Here is a 22,553-nt window from a genome sequence, read left to right on the forward strand (position 1 = left end):
ACATATACATACGATAATTTTGAAGCATTCATGAATTTGAACAGAGCGCTCTCCGGTATAGTAATGGGTATTTTGGGAATATTGGTATTGTCGCCAAAGCACAGCTTTGCCCAACAAGACAGCGCCCAGAATGTGTTCTTCAGCTTTGGTATTGATGATATACTCAATCTTGAGCCTCGCGAAGAGCTACGCTTGAGTACGGCTTCTCGTTTTGCCGAAAGCGTAGAAGATGCCCCCTCGTCGGTAACCGTCTTTACACGGGCGCAAATACAAGCAATGGGCATAGAAAACCTGTTTGAGTTGCTCAATTTTGTGCCCGGCTTTCAAGTTACCCGGATTATCGAAACAGCCGAAACCCCTACCGCTCATATTCGCGGGCGCGATGCTTTCCGTGGTTTGCTCTTACTCATTAACGGGCAGCGGCTTACGGAGCTTTATCAAGGCTCTTCTTTTTTGTTTACCCGCTTTCTGACTACCGGCAACATCAAACAAGTAGAAGTAGTGCGTGGGCCGGCCTCAGCGCTTTATGGCAGCAATGCTTTTTTGGGAGTGGTCAATATCATCACCGAAGATGAAACCAATGAACTTGCCATCAATGTTGGTTCCCAACAGGGTATCAATGCCTCAATGAATATCAGCAAGCCTATCAACAACAAGCTCGATTTTACAGCCTTTGCTCAAGTACTTCGAGATGAGGGGTTTAATTATACAGGAGCTAACTACAACACCAACGACCCTTTTACGCAGTCAAGTTTTTATACCCAGTTCAGGTACAATCAGTGGCAACTGACGACAAGCTATGGGCGTACGCGCACCGAGAATTTTTTACTCTTCAATGGCAGGGTAGGCAACGAAATCAATAAAAATACAACCAATCACTGGCAGACCGCCCTAAGCTATGATGGGCAGATTTCCGAAAGAACCCTGATTGCCCCTAGGTTTTACTATACCCGTCTATCTTGGGAACAAGTAGGCATATCTACACCGGCAGGGGTTGCCAACAACAATTTTGATTTTATTGTAGGCCCGGCTTTCACCTACAACGAATATGAGTTTACGCTAGATCTCATCAGTAATCTCAACAAAAACAATGACCTTTTGGTGGGGGTGGGCTATCGGCGCTCAGGCTTAGATGGAGCCGGTACCTATACCAATCACATATCGCCTGATGGGTCGGCGATAGCGCCTCGGAATGATTTTTATATCGGACGGATTGAGCGCATTACAGGAGTAACTCAGTTTGAGGTTTTTAGAAGGCCTATTCGCCTTTTTAGTGCCTATGCTCAGTATAAGTTACAGTTCAATGACAAGCTGATGGCTTATGCTGAGGCCCGATACGACAATTACTTCGGCATCGCCAGTACCTTTAACCCCCATATGGCCATCATTTACCGCACGCCCATCAACAGTACAATCAAACTAGTAGGAGGAACGGCCTTCCGTGTACCCAGCATTGCCGAGTTATATGCTGATACGCCAGTACTCATTGGCAATCAAAATATCCAGCCCGAAAATACAATCGGAGGAGAGTTGATTTATATGCAAAGGGTGGGCAAGGCCAATTTTGAGCTCATAGGCTTCATCAATCAATATACAGATTTGATAGGGGGCAGTATCTCTACAGACAACCGCCGTACCTTTGTCAATGTAGGTGAGGCTGTCAATACTTCAGGAATAGAGTTTGCGGCATATGTGCCACTTGGCCAACATTGGCAAATTCACAGTAATTTTACGTACTTGCTACAAGGAGCAGACAGTACTACTTTTGGCTATTTTGGCAGCACGGCCATCAACTATCGACAGCGTAAGTGGAATTTGAATCTCAGTGGTGTATACCGCCCAGCGTTGCCCGAAACAGTATTGGCCAATCAGCCAGCTTACGCATTAATCAATAGCCGAATACAATATGCGTTTTCTGATAAAATGGCGCTTACTTGGCATATGAACAACCTGCTCAATGAGCGTTATCTTACCTACAGCCCTAGGTTTTTGCAACCCGAAGGCGGCGTACCCAACCGTGGGCGCTGGTGGCGCGTAGGAGTACTTGTAAAAATGTAATGATACCTGTCGTTTTGGAAAAATTGAAGAAGGGTTTATGCCGATGATGAATTTTGGAAAATATAGCTTGTTTTGTCTAACCTTAGTCTGTTGTTTGGCTTTGGGGCAAGTCGTTTTGGCGCAGGCCAAAATGGATGAGCTGATTGTAAGGCTCAATAAGGCCACCGACGATGCCACCCGTGCGCAGTTGTGTTATGAAATTGGGCTTGGGTTTCAACGAGAAAATGGGCATAAGAAAGCCTTGGAATACTTTGACCAAGCGCTACAAACCAAAAAGCTCGACGAAGCACAGCGCGTGAAGGTGCAGCAGCGGGCTGCTATCTCTTACCTGCGCCTCAACCAACCAGGCAAGGCAATCAAGCTGTATGAAGAGGTGATTGCTTATGAAACAAAGGCTGGTGACAAACAGGCCTTGCTCAATACCTCGCAGCTTCTGATGGATGCCTACCGCCAAGAAGGGCAGTATCAAAAGGCATTAGAGGCAGCTTTTAAGGTATTACAATACCAAACCGAAACCGGCAGAGCCAACGAAAGGGTAGATACCTACAACAACATCGGCTACCTCTACAAACAGATGGGCAATGAGACCAAGGCCATTGAGTTTTTCCGCAATGCCATCCAAGAGGGGCAGCTCAATGGCAACCAATCTCTACCGGCAGACAAAAAAGCGACTATGCACCTCAACATCGGGGTCAGCCATACACATCTCGGCGATTATAAAAGCGCAAAAGAAGACTACAGCAAAGCGCTAGATATCTATGCCGCACAAAACCTACCTGTACAACAGGCCAATGTATACAATTATCTGGCTGTCAATGATTACCTCAACCGCCGAAACGACCAAGCTATTAGCAATGCCCAGCGGGCAGTCGAACTGGCTGAGCCTAATCGAGCACATGAGGTGTTACAGGTGAGCTATAAGCTCCTATCGGATTTTTATGCGCTGAATGGCGATATACAGGCGGCACAAATATATTACGAAAAATATCTCCAAAGCAAAGACCAACTTCAAGCACAAGAGCGCGACCGCAACCGCGAACAAATACAGCGCGAAATGGACTTGGAGCGCCGCGAAAGCGACCTCAAACTATTTGCAATCGACCAAGAGCGCAAGGAGCTGGAACTCAATCAAGTAAAACTCGAAAAAGAAAAACAAGAGCAAGACCTAGCCCTCCAAAAACAACAGGTCGAGATTCTTCGTCGCGACCAAGAGCTGCAACAGGCTGCCCTCCGCAACCAACAACTAGAGCGCGAGCGGGTAGAACAACTCCTGCAAATCACCCAACAACAAGCCCAAGCCGAGCAACAAAAGCAAGCCATTGCCTTGCTCGAAAAAAATAAAGAGCTACAAGCCCTCGAACTGGAGAAAAAAGAAGCTGAAGAGAAAAAGCAACAACAGGCTCGACAACTACTGGAGCAAGAAAACCAACTCCAAAGCGAACGCGTCAAAGCGGCCAACCGTAACCAACAGTTTGCGTTCTGGATTGTGGTCTTGGTATTGGCTGTTTTGATATTGGCTATCATAGGTTTTGTCCAAACACGCCGCACAGCAAGGCGCTTGAAAGATAAAAACCGCGAAATCGAATCGCAACAGCAGGAAATCTTGACCCAAAACGAGGAGCTATACCAAAATCAAGAAGAAATCTTGGCACAGCGAGACTTCATTGAGCAGAAAAATAAAGAGCTAGAGGCCAACAACCGCAAGATGGCAGCCAATGAGCAAATCTTGCAAAAAGCCTATGCCCGTATACAACAAGCACAAGAAAAACTCAAAGACCAAAATAAAGAGCTGGAAGACAGAGACCGCCAAATTGTAAGCAGTATCCGCTCTGCCACTACCATCCAAACGGCTATCTTGCCTTACAAACAAAAGCTCGACAGCCTACTGGGCGACTACTTTGTCATCTACAAACCCAAGGATATTGTGTCAGGAGATTTCTTCTGGCTCAACGAAATAGAGCGAAAGACTTTCTTAGCCGCCGTAGACTGTACCGGCCACGGCGTACCCGGCGCATTTATGACACTCATCGGCAATACCTTGCTCGATAAAATCATCAGGGTTTGGAATATCTTTGACCCTGCCCAAATCCTCACGCGCCTACACGAAGAGGTAACCATTATGCTCCGGCAAAAGGAAACCAAGAACAACAATGGGATGGACTTGGTGCTTATTATGGTAGAGTCTGAGCCGGTATCTCCCCCAAAAGAGTATACCATCAGCTTTTGTGGTGCCAAAAACTCTCTCTACTACTTCTTGCCCAACAACCCTGAGCTACAGGAGCTTAAAGGCGACCGGAAATCAATCGGTGGAGAGCAGAATGATGAGACAGTATTTACTACCCAAACCATCACCCTCCCTTCTGGCAGCATGCTTTACCTAGGCTCGGATGGTATCGAAGACCAAAACGATGCCAAGAGGAAGAAATTTGGCAGCAAACGTTTGCGCGCCCTCTTGGCAGAAGTGGTTGATATGCCTACCGACCAACAGCAGGAAACGATTGAATCCAATCTGGCGCAGCATATGGAAGGCACACACCAACGCGATGACATGCTGCTCATAGGGGTAAGACTGCCCTAGACTGCGCCGCTCTAACAACACGATATACCCAATCAAAATTGGTTGGGGAAATCCATACCCTGAAAATCCTTAGTCGTCAAATCAAGTGAATCTTGGTATAAAAAGCCCCCAAGGGAGCAGCTGAGCAATCGTTGTAACCTTTGGGGGGGGGAACTAATCCCAATCAAAATTGGGAATAATGTGTGCCGAAAATCTTTGAAGTATCAAATAATCGCTGCTAGGGGTGTGGCATTCGGTGTAGTGCTATCCGAAACCGTACTCCGCTTTCATCCTTACTTACCAATATCAGTTTTTCGGCTGTCAGCTTCTGTACCTCCCAGACAGATGTTTTTCCTTGTTCAGTATCGGTGAGGGTGATGGAGTGCTTTTGTTTATCCATTTGCCACAAACCTTCGGTATGAGTGGGTTTGGTAGGCGCATTGAATACATCAAAAACATAGCGTCCGTCTTTTCCAAAAACCATTGTCGATTTAGCATACATTGTTTTGTAGGCTTCTTGAAAGCTCTTTTTGGCGGTTTCATCTAGCTGCTCATAACCCGGCGGGCTAAACTGCTCTATCCTCCAAGTACCTACAATGCTATACTTTTGGGTGCTGCGGTCGCAGGCCGTGGCCAACAGTACCCAGATGGTCAGGCCGACACCGAACCAAGGTTTGGGTAAAAATCTGTGTTTCATAAAAATTTAGGGGTTGACAAATAGAAAGGGTGGTATCAATATTGCCTATGGGGTAGGTGAATGCTTAACGCCTTTTTATAATGCCTTTATTGTTTGTTGAACCGCTAAATATACGCCTTTTTGGGCAGAATATCTTGGCACGGCTATTTTTATACCTTGGTTTATGGGGCTTGTGTGGAGCAATATTCCCTGTATCGGCGCAAACCTATGGCCTTTGTGAGCAAAGCCATATCGCCCTCAGGGCGCAGCCCGGCCACCAAGCCGAACGGGTTACGGAGTTGCTTTTTGGCGAAGCATATCTGGTACTCGAAGCCAATACCGACAGTTCTTGGCTCTATATCCGGACGCAGGCCGACCAGTACCCCGGTTGGATTCCAAGCGCCCAGCATAGTGCCATTACGCCCCAATATTATGCCGAGTATAGTCAGGTAATCCACCCTGTAGCGGCGCAAGACCTACAGCTCCCCGGTCAAGGTTGGATTCCGGCAGGGGCAACGCTGCCATTTTACCAAGGCACAACTATCCGCCTGAGCAATACGACCCTCAACTGCCCACAACCCCTCCCCACTCAAGCACAGGGGACTCTCCTCGAAACAGCGCAGCGCTTCCTCAAAATTCCGTACTTATGGGGTGGCAAAACAAGCCAAGGGCTGGACTGCTCGGGCTTTGTGCAGGTAGTACATAAAATTCACGGTATCGCCCTGCCACGTGACTCATACCAGCAGGCCGAAGTAGGCCAACAACATCCCTTTGCGCAAGCCAAGGCCGGGGATTTGGCTTTTTTTCAGCGACAAGCCGAAGGAAAGGGAAAAGTCGTACACGTAGGAATATACCTTGGCAATGGAAAAATTATCCACGCCGACGGACAAGTACGCATAGATACCCTCGATACAAAGGGCTTATACCGACAAGACCAAGGGCGCTATTCGCATTATCTCAAGTTTCTAACACGTTTGAAACAATAACATCACTTTTTAGTAAGATGTAATAAATGTTTCAAAATAATACAAGATGCCCTCAGGCAATTTCCCTATACCCATTCAGGAGTTCTCCCAAAAAAAGCCACTCAGAGGCCGTAAGAGGCTATTGCCAGGCGGATGATAACATAATAAGCGGAGTAACAAATCCGAATACAAGCGCCAAAACAAGGTGTAAAAGTGAGTGTTTTACAATCTTTGCTAAGGTCTTAATGCCTGATTTTCAAACACTAGCAACTGTAGTTGAGTTTTATTCGTAATTTTGTACAAACAATCGGATGGCTCTCTCAACCTACTTAATACCACATCATTATACCAAATCATTGTGATACCCATGGAGCAGACAAATCAAAGCGACGACATCACATTCTTGGATCTCGCAGTCCACTACCTGCAAACCGAACAGCTGGTAAAAATTAACCAACTGACCACCATCATCTCACAGCAGCAAAAGCTGGTTCAAAACTCACTTCGCATCTCTCACAAAATATTCCTACGCGCCTTTCAAAACATCGAAGAGTACTTGACCTGGTTCAAGTTTGCGTATGAAACAGGCCAAAACAGTAAGGGCAACTATATCGCCTTTCCTTACGAAGCCTTTGCCAAGCTCAACCGAGAGTGCAACACCGAAATGGAGATTATGTACTCCGCCGAAGCACAAGAGTTTCACCCCGAACATGTCCGCATTTACCAAGACATCCACCAAGCCCTACCCGAAGACATGATTCAACGCTACAAGCACTGGAAAGCGTAGCTGGGTTTTTGGAAAAACAATCTCTCAAATCCTTCTCTACAGCCAAGAGAAAGCTTAACAATTTAATAACCTCATTTTTCGTCTAAAAAAGCCCGCTTGTATGCAAAAGCCCTTCGGTAATTCGCGTATAATTCAATATATTTGTAATTGAGACAAGGCTTACAACGGTTTTGAAACACTACAAGACTATTATTATTTCTGATGTGCATCTGGGAACTGCCGGAGCCAAGGCAGAAGAAGTGGCGCACTTCCTGATGCAGCACTCCTGTGATGTACTTATCCTAAATGGAGACATTATCGACGGCTGGGAGCTTAAAAATTATGGTTCTTGGCAAGTCAAGCATACCCGATTTTTTAAAGTGGTATTGCGCATGATAGAACACTACAACACCAAGGTCATCTATCTACACGGCAACCACGATGATTTTTTGGACAATATCTTGCCTCTGACCGTAGGCAACCTCTCCTTGCAGATGGACTACATACACGAGAGCGCAGGCCAACGCTACTATGTTGTCCACGGAGATATTTTTGACACCGTTACTACACGGCTCAAATGGGTGGCCAAGCTTGGCTCTATCGGCTATACTGTATTACTTTGGCTCAACAAAGGTTACAACGCCTACCGCAGGCGTATGGGGCGTAAGCCGTATTCCTTCTCTCAGTATATCAAAAGTAAGGTCAAATCGGCAGTATCGCCGGCCAAAGTTTATGAACAACAGCTCACAGAACTAGCACGGCTCAAGGGCTGTCATGGGATTATCTGTGGGCATACACACAAGCCCGCTGTCAAACAGCTGGGAGATGTGATGTATATGAACTCCGGCGATTGGGTGGAATCAATGACGGCCTTGGTAGAAGATTTTGAAGGAAAATGGGAGTTATATCGCTATCAAGACCATCACCAAGTCAATGAGGCCGAGCAACAAGACCTGACGCGTGAGGGAGATGAGATTGATCAGATGAAATCTTTTTATGCCAACATCGCCTCAGCGGCGTTGTCTCAGAAAAACGGAAAGCACTAATATCAGTTTGAATTTCTTTAAGTGTCAGGTGCTTTCTATCCATCGCCAAGCATTGTCCTGATATTAGCCCCAGCAGGCCACAAAAACCTATACGTACTTAAACAAAAGTGGTATTATATCACTTCGACATTATTGTTGTGTATAATCCTGTCTTGAATTTATAATTTATACCCAATCAAAATTGGTTTGGGGAAATGGCAGGTATACCCGACGGCGGAAGTACATAAATCAAAACAGTATGAGTCGTTATTCTGTGTTGCTTCTGTGAATTTAGGCAAAAAAAATCCTTAGCGATAGGGTGCAAACCTACCCACTAAGGATTTGGGCTTCCACTGTATGGAAGCTTCAGGATGATTTAGGCTTTCAATAACCCGGCACGTCGTAGGAGTGCCTTAGGATCAGGCGCTTGCCCACGGAAACGCTGATAAAGCGCCATAGGATGTTCGCTGCCTCCTTTGCTGAGGATATGTTCTTGGAAGGCTTGTGCTGTTTGGGGGTCAAAAATGCCCCGCTCCAAAAACAGCTCAAAAGCATCCGCATCAAGTACTTCGGCCCATTTGTAGCTATAATACCCGGCGGCATAGCCTCCTTGGAAAATGTGAGAGAACGAAGTGCTCATATTTGTACCTTCTACCGCAGGCAGTAGCTGGGTGGCCTGCATGGCAGCATCTTCAAAAGCCGTGAGGTTGGTATTGTCTGCCGCTGCTTGGGTATGCCAAGCCATATCGAGTAGGGCAAAACCTACTTGGCGGAGGGTCTGGTAGCCGGCCATAAAGTTGGCGCTATCCTTGATTTTTTGTACCATCGCCGCCGGGATGGTCTCCCCAGTTTGGTAGTGTTTGGCAAAGAGATCGAGCGTTTCTTGGTGGTAGGCCCAGTTTTCCATAATCTGCGAGGGCAGCTCCACAAAGTCCCAATACACACTTGTGCCCGAAAGGCTTTCGTAGGTTGTGTCGGCCAACAAACCGTGCAGGGCGTGTCCAAATTCGTGGAACAACGTTGTTACCTCATTGAAGGTCAGCAACGAGGGAGTAGAAGCGGTAGGCTTGGTGAAATTGCAGACAATCGAAATATGTGGGCGTTGCTCTTGGCCTTGGATACGTTTTTGGCCACGGAAAGAGGTCATCCAAGCGCCACTACGCTTACCGGCTCGGGGGAAGAAGTCTGCATAGAAGACCGCAATGTGTTGACCTTGGGCATTTTGAACTTCATAGGCCTGCACTTCGGGGTGGTACAGCTCAATGTCTGTACGGGGGATAAAATGTAAACCATAGAGTTTTTTGGCTACTTCAAAAACTCCTTCGATGACGTTTTCGAGGCGGAAGTAAGGTTTCAGCGTTTCGTCATCGATGGTAAATTTTTCTTTTTTGAGTTTTTCGGAGTAGTAGGCTATGTCCCAACGCTCTAGGTGTTCGATGCCGTCGAGTTGTTTGGCATAAGTACCCAGCTCTTCTATTTCGCGCTTGGCAGCCGGAGTGGCAGCTTCTAATAATTCTTCGAGAAATGCCTGCACAGTTTGTGGGTCTTTGGCCATCCGCTCTTCGAGCACAAAGTGGGCGTGAGAGGCATAGCCCAAGAGCTGCGCCCGTTCGTGGCGCAAGGCACTGATTTGGCGTACAATCTCTTGGTTATCAAATTCATTCCCCTGAAAACCCTTGGCCCCAAAAGCCCTGAAGAGCTGCTCGCGCAGTTCTCGGTTTTGGCAATAGGTCATAAAGGGCACATAGCTGGGGTATTGTAGTCCGAAGAGCCAAGCCCCCTCGTGCCCGGCTTGTTGGGCGGCTTCAGCGGCGGCCTCCTTGATGCTTTCTGGAATACCGGCAAGATCTGCCTCGTTTTCGATGATGAGCTGATAGCCATTGGTTTCGGCCAGTACGTGCTCACCAAACTGTAGGGAGAGCTGCGAAAGCGATTTGTCAAGCTCGCGCAGGCGGGTTTTGTCGGCCTCGTTGAGTCTTGCACCATTGCGTACAAAGCTCTTATAGGTTTTTTGGCGGAGGGTTTGTTGTTCGGGGCTGAGCGTGGCCTCAGCGGTTTGTTGGTAAGCTTTTTCGATAAGGGCAAACAGCGCCTCATCAAGTAGGATATCATTGGCATATTCACTCAATAGAGGCGAAGCCTCACGGGCGATGGCCTGTAGCGCATCACTGGTTTCGGAAGCGTTGAGATTGAAAAGGACGCTCGAAATCAGTTGTACGCGGCTATCACAGGCTTCGAGCACTTCAAAAGCTTCAAAACCTTGGGGGCTGCGCGCTTTCAGTTGTTGGAGAGTTGCTTTTACCTCAGCAATGGCTGTTTGTAGCGCGGGCATAAAATGCTCTGGCTGGATGCGGGTAAACGGCACTGTATCAAAAGGTGTATCAAAGGCTTGCAAAAATGGATTCATAAGAAATAATCGTTAATCGTTGATTTTTTGGAGAGTAAATATGTATGCCTGTTCTTTGCGCATACGAAAACGCATTTGGCGCTCATCAAGGCTGAGGACTTTGAGTGTTTCGCGGCTTCCGCCTTTGGCGCTGGTGGTAAGGGTGCTGTCTTCGTTTTTGTACTCCCAAGTGCCTTCCTCACAGTCTTGGCCAATACAGATACGGTATTTACGGTCATCTTTTTTGTCGCCCTTAAACTCAAAGCGCATTTTATCGGGTAGTTCCGCAATACCTTGCTGATATGCTTGGTATGCCGCCTCTTTGAGGGTGTTTGCGAGGGTATCATAGGTTTTGGCCTCGATATTCTGTACCTGCCAAGTACCTACAAATTGCTTGGGATTCCACGCATTTGGGCGAAAAGCCCAAGCGATGCTGCAAGTGGCTGCGGCGAGTATAAAGTATCTAACTTGTTTCATCAATCGGTGGTTTGCGCAGTAAGGGTAAGGGTAGTTTCTTCGTCAATGGTTTTGATGATGAGCTGCTCGGCAGATAGGTTGTCGATATGGTACTTTTGCTCTGCTCCTTGGCTAGGATATAGCCAGAGGCTGCGGGCATCGTCAGTCAGTTTCCAAGTTCCTTCGGCTTCCTCAATAAACTTGATATAATAAGTACCATCAGCATTGAACTGGAAAACGGCGCTGGTCTTTAGCTCGTCCAACTCTCGGCGCTGTGTGTCGGTCATATTTTCTTCGCTAGGTATCTGTAAGGCGCTGATAGCTTGTAGTTTCCACGATTGCGCCAAGAGTTCTGTTGGGTTGGTTTGGCGGCAAGCGCCAATATTTATCAACACAATCAGCAACAAGAGTGCGCGAAGTGTTTGTTTGAAAGGTGTTGTCATGGGCAAATATAGGGAGTTGAAATATGAGCAGGATTTTCTTAGATAAGCCTAAACAAAGGTACAAAAAAGCGATGAAAGGGTACTAGTTTGGTTTTGGTCGCTATGATACTGCTTTTGACCTTCTCTAGCTCTCAGCAAACCACTGAACATTTTTAGAAAAGTAGCTCAGAGCTTCAGCTCCGAAATAAGCTGAGGCCTCATTTTGGGGTTAAAATGAGATTTAGCCCACAGTTTTATACTCAACCCAAATTGGTTTGGGAAATGTGTGCGCCGAGAATCCTTAAGAATCAAGAAAATCAAATCTTGAGAATCTTGGTATAACTGTGGGACTTGGAAAATGTCCAGTGGTTTGAAACGCCTTATCGAACACCAGCCAATTGTTCTAGCTCGGTTTGTTGGCGGTTATGATGTTTGAGGTGCATTCCGATGATTTGATACCAATCTTGAGCGGTGAGCATTCCCCAGAACACATGCCGAGTTTTGTACTGCCCATCATTTTGGGCTACCCGTTCTTCTAGCTTGCTGACATAATCTAGGGTGCTTTGTAGGGCTGTGCGGTAGTAGGCTCTGTCCTTGGCTTCTGGGTCGGGGCCTCTCCAAGCTTCGGGTACTTCTATCTTGATTGGGGGAAAGCTGTTGTACTGAAAGGCCTTGTCGCCGTGTTCGTTACGTTCGCCTTCTGTACTTCCGTTTTTTTGTTCTAGGCAGCTTTTTAGTTGGATGACAAAAAACTTACTGCTCTGTATAAGGTGTTCGTACATTTGCCCCAAAGACCACACCTTGTCGGCAGATTTGTAGGCAAACTGCTCGTCAGTATAGCGGTCGAGATCTTGAATATAACGCTCCACTAGCGCTTGGGTTTGAGCGCGCATTTCGGATACTTGCATAGGTACATTGTGTTTGGTGTGTTATCCAAAGTTATCATTTTTTCAACAAATCCAATGGAAGAGCCAAAGCGCCTGAGTGCTGTTATACCAAAATACTCCACCGCAGTCAAAGCCATCGATTTTTGGCAGCCCAACGATGTTAGTCTGTCAAGACCAGTGCTTGGTTGGGTCGTATGCTGATGCGCCTACGTACAAAGGAGAGGGTGGTGAAAATACCCCTGCCGCCATTGATATTGGATTTGATAACAGCTGGCTGTGCAAAAGGATTGCCGTTGGCATTGGCCGCATCACGAAGGGTATTGACAAAGTCATAATACTCTTTTTCGACGTGAAAAAGGGTGATATTGAGCGTGTCGCCTAGCTCGAATCGATAGGAAGTGCCGATGGTTACGAAGCCATCTGTCGTAAACCTACCTTCAAAGGTAAGGTCTAGCTCGGGTCTGTCTGCGATGCTGTCTACCTCCTTGCCTACCATAAGCCGGTAGAAGTTCTCTCCGTTGGGGTTGTTGTCGGGGAAGCGGAAAAACAAAAACGACAAGGAGTCAGAAGCACGGGTAGTTACTCGTATATCTTCAAAACTTGGTGGCTCCATATAGCGGGTGATGGCAGTAGCAGTTCGGCCTTTGGAGTCGGTGATGCTAAGCCGTATTTCGTCGCCCACAGTAGGCTGAAAAATTTCTGGAGACGAATAATTAAAACCTTTTTGGCTGCTCGAATCAATCACAGGGCGGAAGCTCAAGGAGATGTCGCGGCCGTTGTGGCTGATGATGACTGTCGCATCATTGACCAAGGGCAGCTGCGGCACACTCAAAAAGGGGACGCTCTCGGTGAGCAAAAGGCGATAGGGCTTGCCTGGTTCGAGGTAGGCCTCTACGACGAGCTGGGGCTCGCTTTCGGGCAACTTGATGGTAATGTCTTGCTCTAGGTTACAGGCGGCTAAGCCTAATAACAAACAGAGGCAGCTGATTGGGGCAATTCTGAAGCGGAATAAAAAAGACATAGTGGTGCTTGGGGTTGATTTTTGCAGCAATGCGGGAACATTGATTCTTCAAAAAGTAGTTGGCTATTTTGGGCAGCGCCAACAGACTACCTAAGATAACCAAAACAAGACATTATTGGTTGAGTTAGCCGAAGGGTTTAATGTTTATTTAACTTTTCGGAGCCACTACACCCGCTTGATGAAACGTATAATCTCCACGATATTGTTGATAAACTGCCCGTCTTGTGTTAGTTGGGCTACTGCTTTTTGGGTTTGTTGGGCGAGTTGTTCGTGGGCTTGTTCATTGTTTTGGTAAAGGCTTTCGAGCTGCTGTTGTTGTTGTCTCAACGCCGATTGTTGCTGTTGTATTTTTTGGTCTATCTTTTTACGCCACGAGTCTTCTTTGCTCTCATCAAGCTCCGAAGAGAGGTTTTTGAGCAAAATTTCCAAATCAAGCACCCTTTTTTTGAGCGCATACACATCTTCTTTGGGATAATCTACCTCTTGGCGTATCGCCGCCAACTGCGCCGAGAGGTACTCATAGGCGCTCATGCTTGGCCGTAGGAAGGTCAAAATAGCTGCCACTACAGAGGCATAATACCCAACAGCACTGATATTTTGATATGCCAGCCAGTACAGCCCAGCAGCTGTGAGGATGTGTAATACAATAGCCGAAAGTAGAGAAAACACAGCTACCCTACTTACATAAGACATGGAAATATGTGAGGGAATGGGCTTTGTGGGGTTTTTCTGAAGCGAAAGTACTTCGCGTGCTTCAAAATAAATATTCCAGGGAACAGTGATGAGGGTCATCAGCCAAACAAAAGCGACAATACCGATAAGCCAGTCTATAAAAGTCCCAACTGGCATCTGTAGCCACTGCAATACGCTGAAGGTTAACAAGGCCAGTAGGAGCACGCCAGCGGTGATGGATAATACATTGGGAGCTTGACTTCTTTGTGCCATAGTTGTTGTGTAAAGTTTGTTAGGTTGGATACAGGTTTTCAGCAGAAGAGCACTTCAAGCCCTTCAGACAAGGCGGCGTTGTGCCAGAACATAGCCGTAGTGTAGGCCTTCGTGGACATTGTTGAAGACCATCGCATCGTGGAGGTTATTCAGAATAGCGCCATAGCTTGTTGCGTAGGGAGTGTATGTTTCAAAAGCGCCCTGCTCAAAGTCTAGGGCTGTTTTATAAATTAACTCCAAGGCGAGGCGCTCTAGTTGTGCTCGTTCGGCTTGGGAGGCTTTGCCATCAGGAACGGTTCCTTTTCGGTATTTGACTATCAGCTCTTCTGGTACGATAGTCTGTAGGCCGCTGTTTCGATAGACCAACAATTGCTGGGTAACGACAAGATGCCCTAAGTTCCAAATCAAGTTGTTGCGAAAGCCTTGTGGGATATGGTTGAGCTGCGCCAAAGACAAGGGAGCCAGGGCTGTGAGCAAATTTTGGCGGCTGTTTTTCAAAAGGGTTAGTGGTTGCATGGGGGTATAGGGACTATCATTCAAAAAAATAAAACCAAATGTGAAAGTACGTAAAGATACGAGTTGTAAGCAACTTCCACAACCTAATAGACGCAATAGGGGCCTGCAATTGCTCACAAAATCAGCTGATTAACCCCAAACAAGGGCTGGCGGCTTGGAGAAAAGTCTTTTGCTAATTTGGATTTAATTTAAATAACATCTATTTTTGTGTCCGTTAAATAACACGGATTTATCTGATTTAATTCTTGTCGGCGCTTATGCTTTCTCAAAACACCGTTTGTCAGTTTTTAGAACTTTTTGCTAGCCCACAGGGTAGCGTAACGCAATGTGGCCTGAGCCGCAAGCTTTGGCTTCAATTCAAAGACACCCGCGTGGCCTTAAACGTCCGCCAATTTACAGCGCTATACCGCTATCTCAATGGGCTAGACTGGGAAGCCCTGCTCGAAGAACCCAACCGTGATTTTACTTTTTTGCACCTGCCCGAAGCTGATTTTTTTATGGCTTTAGGACTCACAGAGCTAGTACAGCTACAAGCCTTGGTAGAAGGCGCCAAAACAATGCTGGACCTGAACAGCATCTTGTATGAAAGACTGTACTCTGTATTTGCCTGATAGCCAATCAGCTGTAAATACATCCATCGGGCGACAGCACTAGTATGAGGTATTTTTCGCATCTTTGTTTGATAAGGAATAATTTTTGCGACAATACCCATCAGAACATACTTTTCAAACAATGACTCCTCAGACCTCTGTCTTACCAATCAAGCTACCAATGAGCCTGTTGCTGACGCTGCTGTGCTTTATGGCTTCTTTTGAGGTACAGGCGCAATACACCAGCTTGCGCAATTTACAAGCCCAGCAAATCACTTGGACTTATGGCTCTCAAATTATTACCCCCGCAGCTATGGGGCGCTCGGGTATCCTAGAGCGACAAGGCCTACTAACACTGCGCATTATTTTGGATGAAGCCAACTTTTTGCGTTTTTCCCGAGGTGATTTCCCGCTCGTAGCCAAATGGTATCGCTATAACCGCGCCCGCAAGATTTTTATCCGTGCTCAAAACATTGAGGCCTTTTTTCACTATCAATCCAGCAATACTTATGGCCTTTTTATACAACTCGAACGCGACCAAGTCTTGGAAGGCACTTGGGTAGTAGAAATAGGGACAGCTCAAAACACCTTGTTGAGTTTTAGTGGTACAACAGAATTTGAGGTGATTGTCTCCAAATAAGGATTGCTTTTCGTAGATTGGCCGAAACTTCAAGGTTGCTTTTTGCGTCAAGCAAAAGCAACTACCCATACACCTTTCTGCCCCTTACAATTATGGCCAAAGAAGTATCATCTGCGGATACCAACCCTGATAAAAACCCACCCAAGGAGGCACTTGCAGCTGAAGCCTCCATCATCCCCAACAAAGGCAACAGCAATTTGCAAGAGGCGCTGCTTCGCGCCGAGATGTTGCTTGCCCATGCGTCTGAGCAAGGCGTAGAAATCCACGACGATCTCACACGAAAGGTGGTACGGGCAAAATATTTGGAAAAAACCCAAAACTGGAGCGAAGAAGAAGAATCAGAGTTTTGGATTGCCTACCGCAAGATTGCCAAATCTATTCACCCCGTAACCATCAACAGTCTCTTGGCGGCTATCGAAAAACGAGAGCTGCCCCGACTAGGGCTTTGGGGTATGATGGGCTTTACGACCAAAATCACACTGGCCCAACGGGCCGTACAACGCTACACTTATTGGGCCTTGTTTTTTTTGTTTTTGATGTTGGTGGTGCAGATATTTTTCCTCATCGGCTCTACTATTTTGAGCAATATTAAAGAACGGGACAAACAAATCCAGCAGTTGGAAGAGATGGCTTCGCGCCTCAAAGACAATGTGTCTGAAGTAGAACGTATCAATACCGACATCGATAAAATTTCGACCGAACGTGAGAAAAACATCATTATGTTGGCCCGTTGGCAGTCTGTTATCAACAGGCTCATCCTCGATTCCAAACCCTATGACCTGAGCATCTTTGAAGAGCGCCAACGGGTGCGTGCGGCATCTTTTAGGCGCATCAATAACCTCAGTACCGAGGTAGAGCAGGCCGCTATCCACCCGCTGATGATCATCGGCTCTTATATCCTGCCTTTGTTGTACGGTTTGCTGGGAGCCTATGCTTATGTCTTGCGCGTATTGTCCGAAGAAATCAAACACCAGACCTACTCCCGTGAGTCTGATATCAAATACCAACTCCGTGTTCGCCTAGGAGCCTTAGCCGGGTTGGTGGTGGGTATTCTGACCGTTACGGGTGAAGAGTCTTTTATGGTGTCTATCAGTAGTTTATCGCCAGTGGCTCTGGCCTTTATAGCCGGATACAGCATCGAGTTTGTCTTTACACTAGTAGACCGCCTTATTTCCAACGTAACGACTTCTGCCCCCGGAGGCAAGAAATAAGCCTATACCCATTCGAGAGTCAGAGACTTACCTATCAGCCATCCCCAATTTTCGGGATGGCTTTTTTTGCCCGGATGTGTGTTGGCTACCCGGATGTGTGTTGGCTACATTTTCTGGGGGACTCCTCCTCAGGGCTGAGGGGGAGTCATCGTACTCCGGTTGTTGAAGCCCGTATTATTATGTTAACTCAGTTGCCGTAGGTACATCTGAATAGTATTGGCTAGCCCATAATATAGGGCATCACAAATCAGGGCGTGCCCTATGGATACTTCGAGTAGATGGGGTACTTCTTGTTTGAAAAACTTCAGGTTGTGCAGGTCTAGGTCGTGTCCCGCATTGACCCCCAGCCCCAGCTGGTATGCCAATAAGGCACAGGCTGTATAGGGGGCAACGGCAGCCTTGGGGTCGGTATGAAATTGCTCGGCATAAGGCCCTGTATATAGCTCGATACGGTCAGCGCCGACCTCAGCAGCCCCCTGTATCATTTCGGGCACAGGGTCTACAAATATCGAAACCCTGCCTGCCCCGGCAGCCTTGAGGTCTTGTATCAGTTGTCGCAAATAGGCCGCATGCGTTACAGTATCCCAGCCACTGTTAGAAGTCAGCACATCTGCCGCATCGGGTACCAATGTGGCTTGTGCTGGCTTGACTGCCTTGACGAGCTCAAAATACCGCTCGTCGGGGTTTCCTTCTATATTGAACTCAGTATACACTACCGGAGCCAACGCTAAGACATCTTGGCCTCTGATGTGGCGCTCGTCGGGGCGGGGGTGAACCGTGATGCCCTGCGCACCAAAGTGCTGGCAGTCTTGCGCTACACGCACCACATTGGGGTTGTTGCCACCACGCGCATTGCGCAAGGTCGCCACCTTGTTGATATTCACACTTAGTTTGGTCATCAGATTTGCTTTTATTGTAAATTTGTGCTAAAATTGACATCTTACACCAAAACTAACAAATTGTCCCTATATTTTTGTTATCATCTAAGGGACACCCTAAACACCAATTTTGTTATGACCCTCAAAGACCAAATCCAAGAAGATATCAAAACGGCTATGAAGGCCAAAGACCAAGACGCGCTCCGTGCCTTGCGCGCCATCAAATCCTTGCTGATGCTTGAAGAAACGAAGGAAGGTGCCACCGAAATCACGCTCGAAGACGAGATTCGGGTATTGACCAAGGCCGTCAAGCAGCGCAAAGACTCAGCTGATATCTATACACAACAAAATCGCCCTGATTTGGCCGAGAAAGAGCTTATCGAAGTGGCCTTTATTGAAAAATACCTCCCAAAACAACTTTCGGAGGAGGAGTTGCGCGGCCGTTTACAAGCCATCATTGCCGAGGTAGGGGCTGCCGGCCTCAAAGATTTGGGCAAGGTCATGGGCCAAGCTACTAAGGCGCTGGCCGGTCAGGCAGATGGCAAGGCCATCTCGGCTATGGCCAAAGCCCTACTAGGTGCTTAAAACTGTTTTTAACAACCGCTCAAACCTAACAAAGCCTTGATACTCGACATCGTACTCCTGTTTCCTTTTGCTTGGGGCGCATACCAAGGATACAAAAACGGCATCATCCAAGAAATCATTAATTTCTTGCACTTTATGATTGCCTTTGTTTTGTGCTTTAAGGTATCAGGTATTGTCCTGAAGTTTATAGACAACAACTATTTCAACTTCCATGACAACACCTTTGCCCAGGTGGCCTTTTTCTTTTCGCTGGGGCTGACCATCATCGCACTCAAACAAATCGGGAGCCACTTCAAAACCGAAACGGACTATGACCTGCCCGGCCAGTGGGATAATATCGTAGGCGCTATCTTTGGGCTTATCAAATACGCTTTTATCATTAGCTTTGCACTTTGGTTTTTGTCGGCCTTTGGCGTAATGCGCGATGACCTGAGCCGCAACGGTTTTGTTCACGTCATGGTCGAAAAAATAGGCATCTATGCTGTGGGCGGCAAAAACAAACAAGACATCTCTTTTGCAATCTTACAAGCGCTCTAGGCAAGAGCCTTGTTTATTTCTGTTTTACAAATTATAGAAGCTATGCCAACCATCCAACAAGACGGAAACTTTACATTCATTGACGAAGGGCAAGGCGAAACCCTGCTCCTTCTACACGGCCTCTTTGGTGCGCTCAGCAACTGGGAAGGCGTACTCAATGAATATAAACAGAATTACCGCGTAGTCATCCCGATGATGCCCATCTACACGATGCCTGTCAAAAAGGCCGGATTGGAATCACTGACGGATTTTATCGAGTCTTTTGTGGCTTACAAACAACTCACAGACCTGACCCTCTTGGGCAACTCTTTGGGTGGGCATTTGGCCTTGCTCTATACCTTGCGCCAACAGCAAAACGTAAAACGCCTGATTCTCACAGGCAGCTCCGGCCTCTTTGAAAGCTCTATGGGCGGCTCTTACCCCAAGCGAGGTAGCTATGCCTATATCAAAGAACGGGTAGAATATACCTTCTACCGCCCCGAAACAGCCACCAAAGAGCTCGTGGATGAGGTGTTTGAAATCACCAACAGCATCAAAAAATGCCTCAGTATTGTGGCCATTGCCAAATCGGCACAGCGACACAATATGGCCACCGAAATAACTAAAATACACGTTCCAACGTTATTAATTTGGGGATTGAACGACACCATCACACCGCCCTCCGTAGGGCACGAGTTCCAAAGACTTCTCCCCAACGCTCAACTGCGATTTATTGACCAATGCGGACACGCCCCTATGATGGAGCACCCCGAGAAATTCAATACCATCGTCAATGAGTTTTTAGCTCAACCAAGTGTTTTAGCTTGACCACACACACCTCTGTTATGATAGCGCAAGACCTTATCAATCAAATCATTTCGCCGCTACGCCCCAGCGATACGGTACAGAAAGCCATTGACACGCTCGAAGATATGCGGGTCAATCATCTGCCTGTCGTAGACCAAGACCGCTACCAAGGGCTCATTAGCGAAGAAATAGCCCTCGGCTACCCCACTCCGGAAGACAGCCTCGATAAGGTCATGTGGCTATATCCTGATGTGTATGCCTTGGCCAACCAACATTTTTACGATATTCTCAAAATAGCCAGCAACCACAAAATGGATGTGGTGGCTGTGGTAGATGAGGAACAGCAGTATCTGGGCGTGGTTACGGTCAATGATACCCTGACGGCCTTTGCCGGCTCGATGGCCTTGCAAGAGGTGGGTGGTATCTTGGTACTAACGATGCACCATCGCGACTATTCGCTGGCCGAAATCAGCCGTTTGGTAGAGTCAAATAATGCCAAGATATTGAGTACCTATATCAGCCAAAATACCCACGACCCACAACATATCAATGTAACCCTCAAAATCAATCAGGCTGACCTCAGCCGTGTGATTGCTACCTTTGAGCGTTTTGATTATCAAATCATTGCCAAATACCACGCTGCCGAGCACTCAGACCTAGAAAAGGAGCGTATCGGCTTATTGCTCAAATATTTGGACTTATAGCCCTCCCCCCCAGTGATATTACAGCCCTTGATTGACTTGGTGCAGATATGCGCCTTGCACGGCGTGTCGGAGGCGGTGCTTTCGCCCGGTTCTCGTTGTGCGCCGCTGACAATAGCCTTTGCACGACACCCCCGCATCCATACTCGAACGATTGCCGATGAGCGCAGTGCTGCCTACATCGCCCTTGGGCTAGCTCAAGAGGCTATCCGGCATAGCCTGCTCCAAAAACCTAGCGCTGAGGCTAGGCCTGCGCCAGTGGTATTGGTCTGTACTTCGGGTACTGCGGCGCTCAACTATGCACCAGCAGTAGCAGAGGCTTATTACCAACAAGTGCCGCTCTTGGTACTGACCGCCGACCGCCCTCCCGAGTGGATAGACCAGCAAGACGGGCAGGCCATCCGCCAAAACCAACTCTATGGCCTACACGCTAAGGCGGCCTATACGCTGCCAGCAGATTATGAGCACCCTGATGCCACATGGCATATAGAGCGGGTAGTCAATGAAGCGCTGATAGCTGCCAGTACGGCCCCCTATGGCCCAGTGCATATCAATGTGCCTATCAGGGAGCCTTTTTATCCTAGCCAAGGGGAAGAAATGCATTTTCGCCAGGGAGTCAAACACTTGCGCCCTTATCATACGCGCCGCACAGTACCCAAGGAAGCTTGGATAGACTTGATGGATATTTGGGAAGAGACCGAGCGCATTCTGGTGGTAGCAGGGCAAATGCCGCATAACCCCCGTTTGATAGAGGCCTTGGCACACCTAATGGCCGATTATCAGATTCCTGTTGTGGCGGATACTACTGCCAACTTACAGGAGTTACCAGACGTAATCCGGCATCACGACTTGTTTTTGGCCAATGTAGATACCCAAACCATCAAGGCGCTTAAACCAGAGCTCTTGGTTACTATGGGGCAATCATTGCTGTCTAAGCCGCTCAAACAGTTTCTTCGGCAAGCTGCTCCATCACAACATTGGCACATACAAGAGGGCTTTCCTGTACCAGACCCCTTCCGCAGCCTCAGCCATTGGATTCCGATGGATGCAGAAGACTTCTTTGTACAGCTCTTCGCTGACCTTGACTTCAGGCACTTGCTCGAAACCGAACACGATGACCCTGCTGGCTATGCTGCCGCGTGGCAGCAGTACGAAAAGCAGGCGATGCGCCCTCTATTTGGGCAATTGCGTCATCAACCTACTCCCTTACATGAGGCTTGGGTGGTTGGCAATCTGATTGGCCTGCTCCCCCAAAACACCCTTTTACACGCAGCCAACAGTATGGCGGTGCGTTATCTCAACCTTTGGGGCATTCCGGCAGGGCGAGGTATCATCATCAGTGCCAATAGGGGTACTAGCGGTATCGATGGCTGTACTTCTACCGCCGTTGGGGCGGCCTTAGCCAACCCAGATCTGCCGGTAGTATTGATTACGGGTGATGTAGCCTTTTTTTATGATAGCAATGGCTTGTGGCACAATTACTTGCCAAAAAATTTACGCATCTTATTGCTCAATAATCAAGGTGGGGGAATCTTCCGAATTATCCCCGGCTCGCGCTCACAGCCAGAGTTAGATGAGTACTTCGAAACCCGCCAACAAGCCCGCGCTCAAGGAATAGCTCAAACCTTTGGCTTGGACTATCAGGCTGTCTCACAAGCCGATATGCTGTCGGAAGCTCTAGATTGGCTGCTGGCATCTGCTACCCCTACAGCGCGCTTGTTAGAAGTATCTGTAGATAGCAGTGCCAACGCAGCCGCTTTTGTACAATTCAAACAAGAGGCTACCCCAGGTTTTTTGCTCCGCAACGAGGACAGGAGTGAGACTCAACAATGATATTCCAGTTTTTTTAACTATTTTTAGGGCAATTTGCAATTAACCAACAATCTTTAGCCTCCTCATACCACGATTCTCCACAGATTTTGGGTGCTTAGGCGGGTATTTGTGC

At 47.5% G+C, this 22,553-nt stretch carries 22 protein-coding genes; 13 read left to right on the forward strand and 9 right to left on the reverse strand.

Features of this window, described 5'->3' with window-relative positions; all coding sequences use genetic code 11:
• Nucleotides 1–30: 30 nt before the first annotated feature.
• Nucleotides 31–2,058, forward strand: a complete 2,028-nt coding sequence (locus G499_RS0104070) for a TonB-dependent receptor plug domain-containing protein (RefSeq protein WP_026998888.1) — start codon at nt 31–33, stop codon at nt 2,056–2,058.
• A gap of 94 nt (nt 2,059–2,152) precedes the next feature.
• Nucleotides 2,153–4,636, forward strand: a complete 2,484-nt coding sequence (locus G499_RS0104075) for a SpoIIE family protein phosphatase (RefSeq protein ID WP_161627692.1) — start codon at nt 2,153–2,155, stop codon at nt 4,634–4,636.
• Nucleotides 4,637–4,853: 217 nt separating this feature from the next.
• On the opposite strand, the gene G499_RS0104080 is transcribed toward G499_RS0104075, so the two are convergent.
• Complete coding sequence (locus G499_RS0104080) at nt 4,854–5,312, reverse strand: lipocalin family protein (protein ID WP_026998890.1); 459 nt, start codon at nt 5,310–5,312, stop codon at nt 4,854–4,856.
• A gap of 80 nt (nt 5,313–5,392) precedes the next feature.
• Between G499_RS0104080 and G499_RS0104085 the strand changes: the two genes are divergently transcribed.
• From G499_RS0104085 to G499_RS18660, 3 genes are all read left to right on the forward strand, one after another.
• Nucleotides 5,393–6,277 carry a C40 family peptidase gene (locus G499_RS0104085; RefSeq protein WP_051295893.1) on the forward strand — a complete coding sequence of 295 codons (885 nt, stop codon included), beginning with the start codon at nt 5,393–5,395 and terminating at the stop codon, nt 6,275–6,277.
• 346 nt (nt 6,278–6,623) lie between these two features.
• On the forward strand, nt 6,624–7,043 hold the full coding sequence (locus tag G499_RS0104090; protein ID WP_026998892.1) for a hypothetical protein: 420 nt from the start codon (nt 6,624–6,626) through the stop codon (nt 7,041–7,043).
• 170 nt (nt 7,044–7,213) lie between these two features.
• A complete protein-coding gene (locus G499_RS18660) occupies nt 7,214–8,068 on the forward strand; it encodes a UDP-2,3-diacylglucosamine diphosphatase (protein ID WP_051295894.1) in 855 nt (284 codons plus the stop codon).
• A 355-nt stretch (nt 8,069–8,423) separates the two neighbouring features.
• On the opposite strand, the gene G499_RS0104100 is transcribed toward G499_RS18660, so the two are convergent.
• The 7 genes from G499_RS0104100 to G499_RS0104130 form a co-directional block, all read right to left on the reverse strand.
• Complete coding sequence (locus G499_RS0104100; protein ID WP_026998893.1) at nt 8,424–10,454, reverse strand: M3 family metallopeptidase; 2,031 nt, start codon at nt 10,452–10,454, stop codon at nt 8,424–8,426.
• Between the two features lie 12 nt (nt 10,455–10,466).
• Nucleotides 10,467–10,910 (reverse strand): lipocalin-like domain-containing protein, encoded by a 444-nt coding sequence (locus G499_RS0104105; protein ID WP_026998894.1) that lies wholly within the window; start codon nt 10,908–10,910, stop codon nt 10,467–10,469.
• Nucleotides 10,910–11,332, reverse strand: a complete 423-nt coding sequence (locus tag G499_RS0104110) for a lipocalin family protein (protein ID WP_026998895.1) — start codon at nt 11,330–11,332, stop codon at nt 10,910–10,912. Before G499_RS0104110 ends, G499_RS0104105 begins: the two co-directional genes overlap by 1 nt.
• 359 nt (nt 11,333–11,691) lie before the next feature.
• Nucleotides 11,692–12,219, reverse strand: coding sequence for a DinB family protein (locus G499_RS0104115; RefSeq protein ID WP_026998896.1), 528 nt, complete (start codon nt 12,217–12,219; stop codon nt 11,692–11,694).
• A gap of 139 nt (nt 12,220–12,358) precedes the next feature.
• Nucleotides 12,359–13,219: a DUF4249 domain-containing protein gene (locus G499_RS0104120; protein WP_026998897.1), complete on the reverse strand. Its 861-nt coding sequence runs from the start codon at nt 13,217–13,219 to the stop codon at nt 12,359–12,361.
• Nucleotides 13,220–13,384: 165 nt separating this feature from the next.
• On the reverse strand, nt 13,385–14,164 hold the full coding sequence (locus G499_RS0104125) for a hypothetical protein (protein ID WP_051295895.1): 780 nt from the start codon (nt 14,162–14,164) through the stop codon (nt 13,385–13,387).
• Nucleotides 14,165–14,227: 63 nt separating this feature from the next.
• On the reverse strand, nt 14,228–14,680 hold the full coding sequence (locus G499_RS0104130; protein WP_026998899.1) for a DinB family protein: 453 nt from the start codon (nt 14,678–14,680) through the stop codon (nt 14,228–14,230).
• A gap of 257 nt (nt 14,681–14,937) precedes the next feature.
• Here G499_RS0104130 and G499_RS0104135 point away from each other — a divergent pair, with 257 nt between their 5' ends.
• The 3 genes from G499_RS0104135 (at nt 14,938) to G499_RS20895 (ending at nt 17,121) form a co-directional block, all read left to right on the forward strand.
• Nucleotides 14,938–15,291 carry a hypothetical protein gene (locus G499_RS0104135; protein ID WP_026998900.1) on the forward strand — a complete coding sequence of 118 codons (354 nt, stop codon included), beginning with the start codon at nt 14,938–14,940 and terminating at the stop codon, nt 15,289–15,291.
• 121 nt (nt 15,292–15,412) lie between these two features.
• Nucleotides 15,413–15,910 carry a hypothetical protein gene (locus tag G499_RS0104140; RefSeq protein ID WP_154658308.1) on the forward strand — a complete coding sequence of 166 codons (498 nt, stop codon included), beginning with the start codon at nt 15,413–15,415 and terminating at the stop codon, nt 15,908–15,910.
• 92 nt (nt 15,911–16,002) lie between these two features.
• Nucleotides 16,003–17,121 carry a hypothetical protein gene (locus G499_RS20895; RefSeq protein WP_026998902.1) on the forward strand — a complete coding sequence of 373 codons (1,119 nt, stop codon included), beginning with the start codon at nt 16,003–16,005 and terminating at the stop codon, nt 17,119–17,121.
• 182 nt (nt 17,122–17,303) lie between these two features.
• On the opposite strand, the gene G499_RS0104150 is transcribed toward G499_RS20895, so the two are convergent.
• Nucleotides 17,304–18,020: a pyridoxine 5'-phosphate synthase gene (locus G499_RS0104150; RefSeq protein ID WP_026998903.1), complete on the reverse strand. Its 717-nt coding sequence runs from the start codon at nt 18,018–18,020 to the stop codon at nt 17,304–17,306.
• A 114-nt stretch (nt 18,021–18,134) separates the two neighbouring features.
• Here G499_RS0104150 and G499_RS0104155 point away from each other — a divergent pair, with 114 nt between their 5' ends.
• From G499_RS0104155 to menD, 5 genes are read left to right on the forward strand one after another with little or no spacing between them, the layout of a single operon-like run.
• Nucleotides 18,135–18,584, forward strand: coding sequence for a GatB/YqeY domain-containing protein (locus G499_RS0104155; RefSeq protein ID WP_026998904.1), 450 nt, complete (start codon nt 18,135–18,137; stop codon nt 18,582–18,584).
• A 36-nt stretch (nt 18,585–18,620) separates the two neighbouring features.
• Nucleotides 18,621–19,121 (forward strand): CvpA family protein, encoded by a 501-nt coding sequence (locus G499_RS0104160; RefSeq protein ID WP_026998905.1) that lies wholly within the window; start codon nt 18,621–18,623, stop codon nt 19,119–19,121.
• Nucleotides 19,122–19,163: 42 nt separating this feature from the next.
• Nucleotides 19,164–19,928: an alpha/beta fold hydrolase gene (locus tag G499_RS0104165; protein WP_035726630.1), complete on the forward strand. Its 765-nt coding sequence runs from the start codon at nt 19,164–19,166 to the stop codon at nt 19,926–19,928.
• A 17-nt stretch (nt 19,929–19,945) separates the two neighbouring features.
• Nucleotides 19,946–20,611 (forward strand): CBS domain-containing protein, encoded by a 666-nt coding sequence (locus tag G499_RS0104170; RefSeq protein ID WP_026998907.1) that lies wholly within the window; start codon nt 19,946–19,948, stop codon nt 20,609–20,611.
• Nucleotides 20,612–20,623: 12 nt separating this feature from the next.
• Complete coding sequence (menD, locus tag G499_RS18670) at nt 20,624–22,441, forward strand: 2-succinyl-5-enolpyruvyl-6-hydroxy-3-cyclohexene-1-carboxylic-acid synthase (protein ID WP_051295896.1); 1,818 nt, start codon at nt 20,624–20,626, stop codon at nt 22,439–22,441.
• The last annotated feature ends 112 nt before the right edge of the window (nt 22,442–22,553 follow it).

This window comes from Eisenibacter elegans DSM 3317 (assembly GCF_000430505.1).
In the GTDB taxonomy this organism is placed as follows: domain Bacteria; phylum Bacteroidota; class Bacteroidia; order Cytophagales; family Microscillaceae; genus Eisenibacter; species Eisenibacter elegans.

Excerpts from the sequence above, each read along its gene's own strand:
- G499_RS0104155 (WP_026998904.1), top strand. The coding sequence starts at position 18,135 with ATGACCCTCAAAGACCAAATCCAAGAAGATATCAAAACGGCTATGAAG.
- G499_RS0104165 (WP_035726630.1), top strand. The coding sequence starts at position 19,164 with ATGCCAACCATCCAACAAGACGGAAACTTTACATTCATTGACGAAGGG.
- G499_RS0104100 (WP_026998893.1), bottom strand. The coding sequence starts at position 10,454 with ATGAATCCATTTTTGCAAGCCTTTGATACACCTTTTGATACAGTGCCG.
- G499_RS0104130 (WP_026998899.1), bottom strand. The coding sequence starts at position 14,680 with ATGCAACCACTAACCCTTTTGAAAAACAGCCGCCAAAATTTGCTCACA.
- G499_RS0104085 (WP_051295893.1), top strand. The coding sequence starts at position 5,393 with ATGCCTTTATTGTTTGTTGAACCGCTAAATATACGCCTTTTTGGGCAG.
- G499_RS0104140 (WP_154658308.1), top strand. The coding sequence starts at position 15,413 with ATGACTCCTCAGACCTCTGTCTTACCAATCAAGCTACCAATGAGCCTG.
- G499_RS0104135 (WP_026998900.1), top strand. The coding sequence starts at position 14,938 with ATGCTTTCTCAAAACACCGTTTGTCAGTTTTTAGAACTTTTTGCTAGC.
- G499_RS0104070 (WP_026998888.1), top strand. The coding sequence starts at position 31 with ATGAATTTGAACAGAGCGCTCTCCGGTATAGTAATGGGTATTTTGGGA.
- G499_RS0104110 (WP_026998895.1), bottom strand. The coding sequence starts at position 11,332 with ATGACAACACCTTTCAAACAAACACTTCGCGCACTCTTGTTGCTGATT.
- G499_RS0104115 (WP_026998896.1), bottom strand. The coding sequence starts at position 12,219 with ATGCAAGTATCCGAAATGCGCGCTCAAACCCAAGCGCTAGTGGAGCGT.
- G499_RS0104105 (WP_026998894.1), bottom strand. The coding sequence starts at position 10,910 with ATGAAACAAGTTAGATACTTTATACTCGCCGCAGCCACTTGCAGCATC.
- G499_RS0104170 (WP_026998907.1), top strand. The coding sequence starts at position 19,946 with ATGATAGCGCAAGACCTTATCAATCAAATCATTTCGCCGCTACGCCCC.
- G499_RS0104080 (WP_026998890.1), bottom strand. The coding sequence starts at position 5,312 with ATGAAACACAGATTTTTACCCAAACCTTGGTTCGGTGTCGGCCTGACC.
- G499_RS0104090 (WP_026998892.1), top strand. The coding sequence starts at position 6,624 with ATGGAGCAGACAAATCAAAGCGACGACATCACATTCTTGGATCTCGCA.
- G499_RS0104120 (WP_026998897.1), bottom strand. The coding sequence starts at position 13,219 with ATGTCTTTTTTATTCCGCTTCAGAATTGCCCCAATCAGCTGCCTCTGT.
- G499_RS0104150 (WP_026998903.1), bottom strand. The coding sequence starts at position 18,020 with ATGACCAAACTAAGTGTGAATATCAACAAGGTGGCGACCTTGCGCAAT.
- G499_RS0104125 (WP_051295895.1), bottom strand. The coding sequence starts at position 14,164 with ATGGCACAAAGAAGTCAAGCTCCCAATGTATTATCCATCACCGCTGGC.
- G499_RS20895 (WP_026998902.1), top strand. The coding sequence starts at position 16,003 with ATGGCCAAAGAAGTATCATCTGCGGATACCAACCCTGATAAAAACCCA.